This window comes from Ciceribacter sp. L1K23 (assembly GCF_018122705.1).
Taxonomy (GTDB): Bacteria; Pseudomonadota; Alphaproteobacteria; order Rhizobiales; family Rhizobiaceae; genus Allorhizobium.
Map to the genome: position 1 here is coordinate 1,727,580 of NZ_JAGRRC010000001.1, position 13,889 is coordinate 1,741,468.

The following is a 13,889-nucleotide window of genomic DNA, read 5'->3' on the forward strand; positions in this document are numbered from 1 at the left end:
AAATACAATGGCAGACCCCGGCCGGCGGCGACGGTCGCATCGCAGCCGGCCGCACGTCGCGCCCGTGTCCCCGCAAGACACGATTCAGCGTTCGGTAATCTTTATTTGTTAACCATATGGACTATTCGAGCTCCGGCCCGCCCAGGCCTTTAGTCCGGAAAAATAGATTTTCTAATCGTTCGTGGGGAACACATGAAACTCAACATTGCGCGCAGCCTGACGCTGTTCGGCGCGGTGGTTTGCCTTGGCATGATTACATCCATTGGCATACAGACCTACGCGTTCATGAAACTGAAGGTCAACGGCAACTCCTACCAGCAGATTGTCTACGGTAAGGACCTCGTCGCCGACATTCTTCCGCCGCCGCTCTACGTCGTTGAATCCTATTCGCTGGCACTGGAGGCTGCGGAGCATCCGGAACTTGCGCAACAGAATTTCAAGCGCATCGAAGAGGTGCTGAAACCGGCCTACGACGACCGGCGCGCCTATTGGAGCAACACGGACCTTGCGCCGCATCTCAAGCAGAAGCTGCTGACGGACATCGTCAACACCGGCGACATCTTCTGGACGGTGCTCACCGGAGAGATCAAGCCGGCGCTGATGGGCGGCACTGATGCAGGTCCTGCCTTCGACGACCTGCATAAAGCCTTCCACGACCATGACAAGGTGGTCAACGAGCTCGTCGCGATGGCGGTCCAGTTCCAGACGGAGTCGGAGGCGACGGCGGCGGAGCAGACAGCGTTCTTCACAAGCCTTTCGATGGGAGCCGCGGCGCTTTCCGTCGCCATCCTGTTCGGCGGCCTTTACTGGATGCGTCGCCGCGCGGTCGTGCCATTGAGCCAGATGCGCGACTACATGACGGATCTGGCCGGCGGAGATTACACCAAGCCGGTGCCCTATGAAGGCCGCGCCGATGAAATCGGCGAGATGGCGCATGCCGTCACGGTGTTCCGCGAAGCATCGCTAGACCGACAGATGAACCGTCAGCGGCAGGAAGAGGAACGGAACCGGCAGATCGAGCATGAGCGTCGGCAGATCGAGGAAAAGGCGGCCGAGGATGCCGAGCGCGCCCGCGTGATCGCCGAGCTATCAGGGGGACTCGAGAAGCTCGCCAGGGGCGATCTGACGTTCCGCATGACCACGCCCTTCGCCGCAGCGTACGAAAAGCTCCGCGGCGAGTTCAATGCAAGCGTCGAAACGCTCGCCGGCACCCTCGGCGAAATCTCCACCGCGACCAGCACCGTGCGCAACGGCTCGGCGGAAATCGCGACCAGCACCGATGATCTCGCCAAGCGCACCGAGACACAGGCGGCATCGCTGGAACAGGCGGCCGCCGCCCTCGACGAGATTACAGCGACCGTGAAGAACGCCTCGGACCGCGCCCGGCAGGCCAGCGACATGATGGGGAGGACCAAGGAGAGCGCCGCGCGCTCGGCTGCCGTCGTCGGCGATGCCGTTTCGGCGATGGGCAAGATCGAGGACTCCTCCTCCAAGATCGGCCAGATCATCGGCGTGATCGACGAGATCGCCTTCCAGACCAACCTGCTCGCCCTCAACGCCGGCGTCGAGGCCGCGCGTGCTGGCGAAGCGGGCAAGGGTTTTGCGGTCGTCGCCCAGGAGGTCCGCGAACTGGCCGGGCGTTCGGCCAACGCTGCGAAGGAAATCAAGGAACTGGTCGAAACGTCGTCCAGCCAGGTGGCCGCCGGCGTGTCGCTCGTCAGCCGCACCGGCGATGCGCTTGCCGAGATCGACGGACAAGTGAAGGAAGTGAACGGCCTGATCGAGTTTATCGTCCAGTCCTCGTCCGAGCAGTCCTCGGCGCTCAACGAAGTGAACGCCGCGATCAACCAGATGGACCAGTTGACCCAGCAGAACGCGGCGATGGTCGAGGAAACCAATGCGTCCTGCCGCGAGCTGTCCGATGAGGCCGTGCACCTGAACTCGCTGCTGACACGCTTCCAGCTCGATGGCAGGCTGGTCAGTGGCGTCGGTTCGGCACGGTCGGCTGCCGTCAACGCGCCGCCGGTGAAAATCCATCAGGCCGGACCGGCAACGGCACCGGTCGTCTCTCCGGCCCGGGCGCTCGGACAGAAGCTCGCAGGCGCGCTCGGCATGGGCGGCGCAGGTTCGGCCGCCACAGCCAACTGGGAAGAGTTCTGAGACGCAGGTGTTCGAGTATCCAGAACAAAAGAGGCGCCGGTTTCACACCGGCGCCTTTTTTCGTTTCGATTCAAGACTTTAGGCTGATGTCAGCCCTTCGAGACGGCATCGAAGGCCAGCAGCTTTTCGAGAAGCCGCGGCATGTCCTTCAGGTGCACCATGTTCGGGCCGTCGGAAGGCGCATTGTCCGGGTCTTCATGGGTTTCGATGAAGAGGCCGGCGACGCCGACCGCAACTGCTGCCCGCGCCAGCGTCTCGACGAATTCGCGCTGACCGCCCGAGGAGCCCCCCTGCCCGCCCGGCTGCTGTACCGAGTGCGTCGCGTCGAAGACAACGGGCGCACCCATCGCAGCCATGATCGGTAGCGAGCGCATGTCGGAGACGAGCGTGTTGTAGCCGAACGAGGCGCCGCGCTCGCACAGCAGCACGTTCGGATTGCCGCTCTGGGTGAACTTGTTCAGGACGTTCTTCATGTCCCAGGGGGCGAGGAACTGGCCCTTCTTGACATTGATCGCACGGCCGGTCTTGGCGGCCGCGACCAGAAGATCGGTCTGGCGGCAGAGGAAGGCCGGGATCTGCAGGATATCGACCGTCGGCGCCACGAGTGCACACTGTTCCTCGGTGTGGATGTCGGTGAGGACCGGGAAGCCGTATTCCTTCTTCAGGTCGGCGAAGATTTCCATGGCCTTGTCGAGACCGATGCCGCGCTTGCCGGAAATCGAGGTGCGGTTCGCCTTGTCGTAGGATGACTTGTAGACGAGGCCGATTCCGAGCTTTTCGCAGAGTTCCTTCATCGTGCCGGCGATCATAAAGGCATGGTCGCGACTTTCCATCTGGCACGGACCGGCGATCAGCGAGAAGCGCGCCGTATTGGAAAAGGAAACCTTGACGGCACCTTCGCCGACGGTGACGACGGAATTTGTCTCAATGCTCATGCCTGTTCCTCAAAGATGTAGGTTACGCCCTGACCCGGTGCCGGCGGGACCGATAGCCTGCCGCCCTGGCGCGAGAAGGCCACCCCATTAGCAACAAGCCGACGCTCTGTCACGCCAAGATCATGGCAAGCGAAAACAACCGCCCGCCCCCGCAGTCCGCGTTCCGCGCTTTGCGCCTCCAGCCCGAAATAGGCGCGCGCGCCCTCCGGCGTCATGACCTCCACCTTCGTGCCGCCGGCGACGAGGTCGATTCCAAAGGAATTGGCGCCGATCTCGCGGCTGTCGAAGGCCGCCTCGAAGATATATTGGAAGTCGGACGGGTTCTCCTCGACGACCACGACGCTCCTGATGCCGGAGACGCCGTTCTCATGGGTTGTCAGGCTGCCGCGATCGGCGGGCAGAGGATTGATCCGTTGGCAGTTGAACAGGAAGAAATCCGGCGCGCGCAGATCGGCGGCGAAGGTCAGCCGGAAGCTCGCGGTGGCGTCCCTCCCGTCCGGCATCCGCACCGGTCGCGAGAACTCGAGGATGGCACCCGCCGATAGCCCCGCCTCCCGGTAACGGGCGTCATCGGACGCCGCATCGTCGGACGTGATCGCAATTCCCGAAAGGCCCTCGCCGCAGCGGAAGCGGAAGGCCTGGTCGCGGGCGACGAACACATTGCCGGCCCTTGCCGCGGCTTCGCACTCCTCCCGGCTCGCGATGCCGAGCGGCTCCAGATAGGTGCCGTCAGCAAGGAAGACGCAGGCGTTTTCCGTTCCGAACGGATGTCGCGCATCGGCGGCGACGGTGAAGCCCAGAGCGGCGTGCCTTGCCCGCGCCGCCTCGATCGAGATGACGGGCAGTACCAGATGGTCGATCGTGCGTGCCGTCATGTCCTGTCTCCTTCCCATTCCCGTCCGCTCATCCCGATCTGACAGAGCGAGCCTTCATATCGCACCCGCCCTACCGCGTTTCGAGCCGCGCGGAAAGCTTTGTCACCTCATCCATCAGCAGGTCGATCTGCTTTCGCGCATCGCGCAGTTCGACCAGCACCTCGATATCGATCTTGTCGTGCAGCGCCAGCACCTCGATCTCCGCCTTCAGATTGACCTCGTAGTCGCGTGCCGCCATGTAACGGTCACGCTCGGCCTGGCGGTTCTGGCTCATCATGATGATCGGTGCTTGGATCGCGGCCAGCATCGAGAGCAAGAGGTTGAGGAAGATGAACGGATAGGGGTCCGGCGCGTCCTTCGTCAGGAAAATCGTGTTCGCCAGCGCCCAGATCACCAGAAATGCGATGAAGGCGAAGATGAAGCTCCAGGAGCCGCCGACCCTGGCAATACCGTCCGCGAGCCTTTGGCCCAGCGTCGCCGTCGCGAGAAAATCCTCATGGGCATCGGCGGACACGATCCGGCGCTCCCGTGCCTTCTTCAAAACACGCCGTTCGACGGCGCTCAACTGCTCCGCCGTCTTGCCCAGCAGCTTCTGACCGATCTCGACCATCCGATGTCCTTCCTTGCGCGGGATGATGCCGCCTCATCAGAAAGCCGTTCCGGAGGCAGTCAACAATGGTATTTCATCACTGTTCACGGAAATTTAGGCACTTGCGGAACACATATGGAACATATAGTGTCCGTTCTGTATTTGTTTCACCGGGATTCGCCGATGCTGACGCGCAAACAACAGGAACTTCTGCTCTTCATTCACGAGCGAATGAAGGAGTCCGGCGTGCCGCCGTCCTTCGACGAGATGAAGGATGCGCTGGATCTTGCTTCCAAGTCGGGCATTCACCGTCTGATCACGGCGCTCGAGGAGCGCGGCTTCATCCGCCGTCTGCCCAACCGGGCCCGGGCGCTGGAGGTCATCAAGCTTCCGGAAGCCTATTCGCCGCCGCAGGCCCGTCGGGGCTTCGAGCCGGCGGTGATCGAGGGCAGCCTCGGCAAGAAGCCGGCGGTCCCGGCCGCGCCCGCCAAGGAGCCGGTCGCCGACAACGGCAACTCGATCTCGGTACCGGTCATGGGCCGCATCGCAGCCGGCGTGCCGATCTCGGCGATCCAGAACAACACGCACGATATCTCGGTGCCTGCCGATATGATCGGCGGCGGCGAGCACTATGCGCTGGAGGTCAAGGGCGATTCGATGATCGAGGCCGGCATTCTCGACGGCGATACGGTCATCATCCGCAACGGCACGACCGCCAATCCCGGCGACATCATCGTGGCGCTGGTCGATGACGAGGAAGCGACGCTCAAGCGCTTCCGCCGCCGCGGCGCCTCGATTGCACTCGAAGCGGCCAATCCGGCCTACGAGACACGCATCTTCCCGCCTGACAGGGTCAAGATCCAGGGCAGGCTCGTCGGCCTCATTCGCCGCTACCACTGATCCTCGCGATCACCTCGTCGACCGGCGTCGTGACGTAATCGTCGCCACGCCAGTCGTATCGTCTGTGCATGTTCCAGGGACGCGGCGATCCGGAGATGGCCGAACGGATCCGAAGTCCCTTTTCACCCTCGGGCCAGAGTTCCAGCGATCCGGTGAGGCGCAGGTCATCGGCGGAAATCAGTCGCGCGCCCGAGCGACAGGTGCGGAACGGCAGGCGCCTCGGTGTTACCACGAGATCGGCGCGGTCGCAGGCAAGGCCGACGAGAGATGTTTCCTCCACAGTTGCGACAACAAGCTGCGGCGTCAATCGCGTCAGGCAGAAGATCCGGCCGAGGCAGATGAACCGGTCCGCGGGAATGTCGGCGGCGATGCTGTCCATGGCCGCGCGCGTCCGGTCGATCAGGTCCTGCGGTACCGCGCCACCGGCCGCCCTCGCCTCCCGAAAAGCATCTGCCAGCGCCGCTGCGTCCTGTTTCGACGGCTTCAGATGCGTATGCCGCTGGAGCGCCTCCTGCCATTGCGAAAAGACGAAGTCGGGCGGACGAGCACGGTTGGTGGCGATGCCGCCCTCGCCCGTCAGCCCGACCAGCCCGCCATCCTCGGAGACCAGAAGGGCGCCGGCCGGCGGACGCGGGAGGACGACCACGGCGGCAAGCGTCGCGAGAATGATCACCGAGCCGGCGTGACGCAGCCAGGTCCGCATCAGGGTCAGAACGACGAAGCCGGCGGTGAAGCATGGCAGGAACCACGCCGGCAGCCGCTCGATGCCGCCATCGCCACCCCAGGAGGCCACCTCCCTGGCGAGCGCTATGGTGATCTCCAGACCGAAGCCCAAGAGTTTCAAGGGGATGTAGTCGAGCCCGAAAGGCATCAGGATCATCGCAATCAGCGCCATCGGCATCACGAGGAAGGAGACCACAGGCATGGCGGCGAGATTGGCCGGCAGGCTGTAGACGCCGAGCCTGTGGAAATGATCGACCGCGAAGGCCGCCGTCGACAGGCCGCCGATGATCGAGCTTAAAAGAATGCCGCCGAACAGCGCTGCGAGATAACGAAGCGGCGCTGGCAGCAGGCCTTCGGGAAGAAAGCCGTCATCGCGGCGGCGGTTTCGCCACGCCGCATACCCGGCGATCAGCGCCGCGGTTGCGGCAAACGACATCTGGAAGCTTGGCCCGACCACCTCGGACGGCTCGATCACGACGATGACGAGTGCCGCGACGGCGAGATTGCGAAGGCTGATCGCCGGACGGTCGATCAGGACGGCGACCAGCATCACCGCCATCATCACATAGGCGCGCACCGCCGAGACCTGACCTCCGGAAATCAACAGATAGGCGGTGGCCGCCAGCAGGGCGCCGAACGCCGCAACCTTCTTCACAGGGATCGCATGGGCAAGGCCGAGCGAGAGGCTGAGCAGCAGGCGCATTCCGACGAAGAACAGTCCTGCGGCAAGCGCCATATGCAGTCCCGAAATCGAAATGACGTGGGCGAGACCGGAAATCCTGAGCGCCTCGACCGTCGCCTCCGACATGCCGCGCCGTTCCCCGGTGATGATCGCCGCCGCGAATGCGCCCGCATCGCCACTGATCACCGACCGGATACGGTCGGTCGCCGTCGTTCGAACCGCCTGCAGCAGGCGGCCCGCCGTCACGGCGAAACTCTCGTCGTCGGCGCTGGCAGCCAGAGCGTCATCTACATCGGTCGGCCTCTGCGGTGCACCGAGCACGTAGCCCACGGCACCGACACCCCTGAAATAGGCCTGGAAGGCAAAGTCATTGCCGCCCGGCAGCGCGGGGCCCGAGGGCGGAGAGAGACGGACGCGCCCGGTGATCGCTTCGCCGACGGCGAAAGGGTCATGGGTAGCGCGCGTCACCAGCGTGACCATCACAGGGGGACGCTTGAGCTTCGGTTCGCTGGTTTCGGTGACGGTCACCAGATAGCGCCAGTCGCCGGCCGGACCCACTTCCCGCGCCTCGACCCTGCCGGAGAGAAAGGTAGTGACCGGCGTGTCGAGCAGCACGGTGGACGCACGCCGTGTCTGCCATTCCGCCAGCAGCATGCCGCAGAGGAGAAGGAAGACCACGATCGGTGCGACAGCGGCGTTCCCGCGGCGGAGAGCGGCCGCGAAGAAAACGCTGGCGACGCCGGCCGTCACCCACGCTGGCGGCGGTGTCGCGACCGAAAACCAGATCGCCGCGCCGGCGCCGAGCAGGACCGGCACGAACAGGAAAAGGTGCCTGTGGGCGGCTTCCATCTCCCAGGCGCGGGCCACATCCTCCCGGTCCGGGGCACGAAGCCGGAGCCGCTCGGCAGCTTTCAAGGAAGGCGGCGCGGAAGGCCAGGCATCGGCCGCGACCGTCGCCTCCCCGCGTTCCTTTCGCCCGGTTGTCCCGTCCACCTCAAACGCCCTCGCGAGCCGCCGCCGGAGATGTGCGCTCACGGCCGCTCGACCTACGGTAGCAGCTTGAAAGGTTTGCGAAAAGCGGCAAGGAGGCGTGCAGCAGACGCATTGCGCCCGTGCATTTCGCGATGCACAATTTGCCCTAAGGCTAACTTGGCATTCATCTTCGTATCATATAGCTACAGTCAAACGCTTAACTGGTGGGCCCGTCCCGGACGGCGTCCCCTGACACTGTCGGAGGAAAAGCATGACGGAAAAAAGCGCTGAACTGAAACTGGACGGCAAGTCGGTCCCGTTCACTGTCAAGGCGGGCACGATCGGCCCCGACGTCATCGATATCGGCGCGCTCTACAAGCACACGGGCGCCTTTACCTACGATCCGGGCTTCACCTCCACGGCCTCGTGCGAATCCAAGATCACCTATATCGATGGCGACGAGGGCGTGCTGCTGCACCGCGGCTATCCGATCGAACAGCTCGCCGACAAGGGCGATTTCCTCGAAGTCTGCTACCTGCTGCTCTATGGCGAGCTGCCGACGGCTGCGCAGAAGAAGGACTTCGACTACCGCGTCACGCACCACACCATGGTGCACGAACAGATGAGCCGCTTCTTTACCGGCTATCGCCGCGACGCCCATCCGATGGCCGTCATGGTCGGCACGGTCGGGGCGCTGTCGGCGTTCTACCACGACTCGACCGACATCACCGATCCGCATCAGCGCATGGTCGCGTCGCTGCGGATGATCGCGAAAATGCCGACGATCGCCGCAATGGCCTACAAGTACCACATCGGCCAGCCCTTCGTTTACCCCAAGAACGATCTCGACTACGCCGCCAACTTCCTGCGCATGTGCTTTGCCGTTCCTTGCGAGGAATACCAGGTGAACCCGGTTCTGGCCCGCGCCATGGACCGCATCTTCATCCTGCATGCCGACCACGAGCAGAACGCCTCGACGTCGACCGTCCGTCTCGCCGGGTCGTCGGGCGCCAATCCGTTTGCCTGCATCGCGGCCGGCATCGCCTGCCTCTGGGGTCCGGCTCACGGCGGCGCCAATGAAGCGGCGCTCAACATGCTGCAGGAAATCGGCACGGTCGACCGCATTCCGGAATATATCGCCCGCGCCAAGGACAAGAACGATCCGTTCCGCCTGATGGGCTTCGGCCACCGGGTCTACAAGAACTACGATCCGCGCGCCAAGATCATGCAGAAGACCATGTACGAGGTGCTGGAAGCCACCGGCCACGCCGACGACCCGCTGATGCAGGTTGCGCTGGAGCTCGAAAAGATCGCGCTCAACGACAGCTACTTCATCGAGAAGAAGCTCTATCCTAACGTCGACTTCTACTCGGGTATCACGCTGCGTGCACTCGGCTTCCCGACCACGATGTTCACCGTTCTCTTCGCGCTCGCCCGCACCGTCGGCTGGATCGCCCAGTGGAACGAGATGATCGAGGACCCGCAGCAGCGCATCGGCCGTCCGCGTCAGCTCTACACGGGTTCGCCGAAGCGCGACTACCTGCCTGTCTCCAAGCGCTGAGGCCGATACGACTGAACCACCTGCAAAACCCGGCCTTCGTGCCGGGTTTTCTCATTGACGGCGGACCGAACCGCGCTCCCCGTCTGCGAGCGCCAGCCGCTTTGGCCGCGCCTGCGCCGCAGCATCGCGCCACCGTGTCGGCAACCGTTGGCCTTTTCCCCAAACATGCCTTCATTTCCCGGAAAGTTTGCTTTAAGGAACGTCCACTGCTTCGGTCGTTTTCGAGGCAAAGACAAGAGGTTTGCGTCCCGATGCTCGATTCACTCAGAAACGCCGCCCGTACCTGGGTCGCCAAGTTGCTCCTGCTCCTGCTCGTCGTCTCGTTCGGCATCTGGGGCGTGTCGAGCTCGATCATCGCCGATACCTCGAATTCCGTCATCACCGTCGGCAACCAGTCTGTGTCCGCGTCGGAATTCCGGCTGGCCTACCAGCGCCGGCTCGCCGAACTCAGCCGCCAGTTCGGCACGCAGCTGACAACGGAACAGGCCCGCGCGCTCGGCGTCGTCAACCAGGTTTACGCGCAGCTGTCGGCCGGCGCGGCGCTCGACGAACTGGCGGACGAGATGAATCTCGGCCTTTCGGAAGATCGTCTGGCGCAGCTGATCGCTGACGATCCGGCCTTCACCGGCGCCGGCGGCCAGTTCGACCGGCAGGTGTTTACCGCACGTCTGCGCAATGCCGGCCTGCAGGAAGATGACTACATCCTGGAGCGTTCCAACGTCGCGATCCGCAGCCAGATCGTTGAGGCGACGGCCGATGGGTTCAAGGCGCCCCAGGTTCTCGTCGAGGCGCTGCGCGCCTATCGCAACGAGACACGTGACGTCGACTATCTTCTTCTGACCAAGGCCAATCTCGACCCGGTCGCCCCGCCCGCGGACGATGTGCTCGCCACCTGGTTCGACACGGTCAAGGCCCGCTACAATGCACCGGAATATCGCCGCTTCGCTTATGTGAAGCTCGAACCCTCCGATATCGCCGAACCCGCCGCAATCACCGACGAACAGATCCGCGAGGATTACGAGCGCCGGAAGGCGAGCTACGAGATCCCTGGTACGCGCACGATCGAGCAGCTGACGTTCGAGAACCGCGACATGGCGAACGCCGCGGCCGAGGAGCTTTCGCGTGGCACCTCGTTCGACCAGTTGGTGGCCGATCAGGGCCGCACGGCGACGGATGTGCTTCTTGGAGACTTTACTCGCGCGTCGATTCCCGATCCCGCTCTTGCGGACGCAGCCTTCGCGGTCGCCGAAAACGGCGGAACGACGCCCGTCATCGACGGCGCTTTCGGACCGGTGATCCTGCGCATCAGCAATATCAAGCCCGATACCACCCGCACCTTTGACGAGGTGAAGGAGGAGATCCGTAACGAGTTGGCGCAGGCCGCCGCCGTCGAGGACATTCTCACTGTCCATGACCGCTTTGAGGACATCCGGGGATCGGGCGCGACGCTAGCGGATGCGGCCAAGGAACTGAACCTGCAACTTGTTGAGGTTCCACTCGTCGACAACACCGGCCGCGACACCTCGGAACAGGATGTCGATCTGCCGGGCGGCGCCGAGCTGCTGACGGACGTCTTCCAAACGGATGTCGGCGTCGAGGCCCTGCCGCTGAACATCGGCCGTGACGGCTATCTCTGGTTCGAGGTTGCCGACATCGTTCCTTCGCGTGAACGCAAGCTGGAGGAGGTCCGCGAAAAGGCGCTGGCCGACTGGACCGCTGAACAGCAGCGCGTTGCGCTCGGCGCCAAGGCAGAAGCTTTGCGCGAGCGGCTGGAGAAAGGCGAGACGATTGCGGACCTCGCCACGGAACTTTCGATCGCCGTGGAGACGAAAACGGGGCTCAAGCGCTCCGACAACGACGCGGTACTCGGCTCGGCCGGCGTCGCGGCTGCCTTCAGTGGCCCGGTTGGCACTGCCGACAGCGCGCCGGGCGCCGATCCAGATACGCAGGTCGTGCTCAAGGTGACCAATGTACAGTCCGGCGCCGGCGGGGACGTTCTTGCCGCCGATGACAATCAGGTCGAGGCGATCGCCAATGCTGCCGGCGACGACATCCTGGACCAGATGGTGAACCAGCTGCAGAGCGATTATGGTGTGCGCATCAACCAGACCCTCGCCGACCAGGCGATGGTCCAGTGACGGCACGGGGCAACGGGAGGGATCGCGCATGACCGGCCTGAAACCCTATATCGCCCGGATCGCCGCCCGCCAGCCACTAGACCGGCGCGAGGCCAGCGAAGCCTTCGAGATCATTATGTCGGGAGAAGCAAGCCCGGCGCAGATCGGCGGCTTCCTGATGGCGCTTCGTGTGCGTGGCGAGACCGTCGACGAGATCGCCGGCGCCGTCAGTGTCATGCGGGCTAAGATGCTGCCTGTATCGGCGCCGGAGAACGCCGTCGATATCGTCGGCACGGGCGGCGATGGGACCGGCACCTACAATATCTCAACGCTCGCTTCGCTGATCACCGCCGGCGCCGGCGTTCCGGTCGCCAAGCACGGCAATCGCGCGCTGTCCTCGAAATCCGGTGCCGCCGACAGCCTCTCGGCGCTGGGTGTGAAGCTCGACATCGAGCCGGAGGCGATCGCCGCCTGCATCCGTGAAGCCGGGATCGGCTTCATGTTCGCGCAGATGCATCATTCGGCGATGCGCCATGTCGGTCCGGCCCGCGTCGAACTCGGGACCCGGACGATCTTCAACCTGCTCGGTCCGCTCTCCAATCCGGCCGGCGTCAAGCGCCAGCTTCTCGGCGTCTACGCCCCGGAATGGGTGCTGCCGCTCGCCGAAGCGCTGCGCGACCTCGGCTCGACCACCGCCTGGGTCGTGCATGGCAGCGGCCTCGACGAGATCACCACCACGGGCCCGACGAAGGTCGCGGCGCTGGAGAATGGCGAGATCCGCGAGTTCGAACTACTGCCTGAGGATTTCGGCGTGCCGACCGTCGAACTCGAAGCGCTGAAGGGCGGCGACGGCATCGCCAACGCGGCGGCGCTGCGCGAGGTTCTCTCCGGCGCCCGCAATGCCTACCGCGACATCTCCCTCTGCAACGCGGCCGTCGCGCTGATGGTCGCCGGCAAGGCGAAGACGATCGAGGAGGGCATGACGCTGGCTTCCGAGTCGCTTGAAAGCGGCGCTGCCTCGGCGGCGCTCGACACGCTCGTCGCCGTGTCCAACCGTGCGGAGCAGCCGGCATGACCGATATCCTCAGGAAGATCGAAGCCTACAAGCGCGAAGAGATCGCGGCCGCCAAAGCGAAGGTGTCTCTCGAGGAGCTGAAGCGCCGCGCCGCCGACCGGGAGGCACCGCGCGGTTTCCTGAAGGCACTCCGGGCAAAGCAGGCAGCCGGTCAATTCGGCCTGATCGCCGAAATCAAGAAGGCGAGCCCGTCCAAGGGCCTTATCCGCCCGGATTTCGATCCGCCGGCGCTTGCCAGTGCCTACGACGCGGGCGGTGCCGCATGCCTTTCGGTACTGACCGACACGCCGAGCTTCCAGGGCGCGCCGGAATTCCTGACGGCGGCTCGCAATGCCTGCTCTTTGCCGGCTTTGCGCAAGGACTTCATGTTCGACACCTATCAGGTGTTCGAGGCCCGCGCCTGGGGTGCGGACTGCATCCTGCTGATTATGGCTTCTCTTTCCGATGCCGAAGCGCGAGAGCTGGAACAGTGCGCCTTCGACCTCGGCATGGACGTGCTGGTCGAAGTGCATGACGAAGAGGAGATGGAGCGGGCGCTGACACTCTCCTCTCCGCTGATCGGCATCAACAACCGCAACCTGCGCACATTCGAGGTGAGCCTTTCGACGAGCGAACGTCTTGCCACCATGGTGCCGGACGACCGGCTGCTGGTCGGCGAAAGCGGCATCTTCACCCATGAAGACTGCGTGCGGCTCAAGGCCTCCGGTATCTCCACCTTCCTCGTCGGCGAGAGCCTGATGCGCAAGGACGACGTGACCGGCGCGACGAAGACGCTTCTGACCGGCGACGCCGCGACGATGGCGGCCGAATGAGCGAGGACACCCGCCTCACCCATATTTCCGCGTCCGGCGAGGCCCATATGGTCGATGTCGGTGCAAAGGGAGAGACGGTGCGCATCGCAGTGGCCGAAGGCCATATCCGGATGCGGCCCGAAACGCTGGCGCTGATCCTCGCCGGCGACGCCAAGAAGGGCGACGTGGTCGGCACGGCCCGGCTTGCCGGCATCATGGCGGCCAAGAAGACCTCCGACCTCATCCCGCTCTGCCATCCCCTGCTTCTGAGCAAGGTGTCCGTCGACATCGCGGGAGACACTGCCCTGCCCGGCCTCAGGGTCACGGCGACCGTCAAGCTGACCGGCAAGACCGGCGTCGAGATGGAGGCGCTGACGGCGGTCTCGGTCGCCTGCCTGACGATCTACGACATGGCCAAAGCCGCCGACAAGGCGATGGAAATCGGCGGCATCCGGCTGGTGGAGAAGACCGGCGGCAAGTCCGGCGACTACCGCCGCGCGGAGGATTGA

The 13,889-nt window shown here is 64.3% G+C and carries 11 protein-coding genes; 7 read left to right on the forward strand and 4 right to left on the reverse strand.

Translation table 11 applies throughout. The features are described from left to right. The first annotated feature begins 192 nt into the window (after positions 1–192). Positions 193–2,160, forward strand: coding sequence for a methyl-accepting chemotaxis protein (locus J5J10_RS08090; protein WP_211929510.1), 1,968 nt, complete (start codon positions 193–195; stop codon positions 2,158–2,160). Between the two features lie 89 nt (positions 2,161–2,249). Here the strand turns inward: J5J10_RS08090 and kdsA are convergent, their stop codons facing one another. The 3 genes from kdsA to J5J10_RS08105 all read right to left on the reverse strand — a co-directional run bounded on the left by kdsA (position 2,250) and on the right by J5J10_RS08105 (position 4,580). Further along, positions 2,250–3,095 carry a 3-deoxy-8-phosphooctulonate synthase gene (gene kdsA, locus J5J10_RS08095; protein ID WP_208550116.1) on the reverse strand — a complete coding sequence of 282 codons (846 nt, stop codon included), beginning with the start codon at positions 3,093–3,095 and terminating at the stop codon, positions 2,250–2,252. After that, positions 3,092–3,970 (reverse strand): VOC family protein, encoded by an 879-nt coding sequence (locus J5J10_RS08100; protein ID WP_211929511.1) that lies wholly within the window; start codon positions 3,968–3,970, stop codon positions 3,092–3,094. Before J5J10_RS08100 ends, kdsA begins: the two co-directional genes overlap by 4 nt. Before the next feature lie 70 nt (positions 3,971–4,040). Continuing rightward, the gene (locus J5J10_RS08105; protein ID WP_211929512.1) at positions 4,041–4,580 is read right to left on the reverse strand and encodes a DUF1003 domain-containing protein; all 540 of its coding nucleotides are present in this window, start codon (positions 4,578–4,580) and stop codon (positions 4,041–4,043) included. Positions 4,581–4,742: 162 nt separating this feature from the next. Between J5J10_RS08105 and lexA the strand changes: the two genes are divergently transcribed. Further along, positions 4,743–5,459, forward strand: a complete 717-nt coding sequence (lexA, locus tag J5J10_RS08110) for a transcriptional repressor LexA (protein ID WP_208550110.1) — start codon at positions 4,743–4,745, stop codon at positions 5,457–5,459. On the opposite strand, the gene J5J10_RS08115 is transcribed toward lexA, so the two are convergent. Continuing rightward, a complete protein-coding gene (locus J5J10_RS08115; RefSeq protein WP_349252052.1) occupies positions 5,440–7,899 on the reverse strand; it encodes a ComEC/Rec2 family competence protein in 2,460 nt (819 codons plus the stop codon). The two genes, lexA and J5J10_RS08115, sit on opposite strands and share 20 nt — an antisense overlap. Before the next feature lie 208 nt (positions 7,900–8,107). On the opposite strand from J5J10_RS08115, the gene gltA reads away from it, so the two are divergent. From gltA to moaC, 5 genes are all read left to right on the forward strand, one after another. Next, entirely contained in the window at positions 8,108–9,397 is a 1,290-nt protein-coding gene (gene gltA / locus J5J10_RS08120; protein ID WP_211929513.1) for a citrate synthase, read from the forward strand. Between the two features lie 251 nt (positions 9,398–9,648). Next, positions 9,649–11,535, forward strand: coding sequence for a peptidylprolyl isomerase (locus J5J10_RS08125; RefSeq protein WP_211929514.1), 1,887 nt, complete (start codon positions 9,649–9,651; stop codon positions 11,533–11,535). Positions 11,536–11,563: 28 nt separating this feature from the next. Continuing rightward, positions 11,564–12,589, forward strand: a complete 1,026-nt coding sequence (gene trpD / locus J5J10_RS08130; RefSeq protein ID WP_211929515.1) for an anthranilate phosphoribosyltransferase — start codon at positions 11,564–11,566, stop codon at positions 12,587–12,589. Next, the gene (trpC, locus tag J5J10_RS08135; protein WP_211929516.1) at positions 12,586–13,401 is read left to right on the forward strand and encodes an indole-3-glycerol phosphate synthase TrpC; all 816 of its coding nucleotides are present in this window, start codon (positions 12,586–12,588) and stop codon (positions 13,399–13,401) included. The genes trpD and trpC overlap by 4 nt, the downstream gene beginning before the upstream one ends. Beyond that, entirely contained in the window at positions 13,398–13,889 is a 492-nt protein-coding gene (moaC, locus tag J5J10_RS08140; RefSeq protein ID WP_211929517.1) for a cyclic pyranopterin monophosphate synthase MoaC, read from the forward strand. The genes trpC and moaC overlap by 4 nt, the downstream gene beginning before the upstream one ends.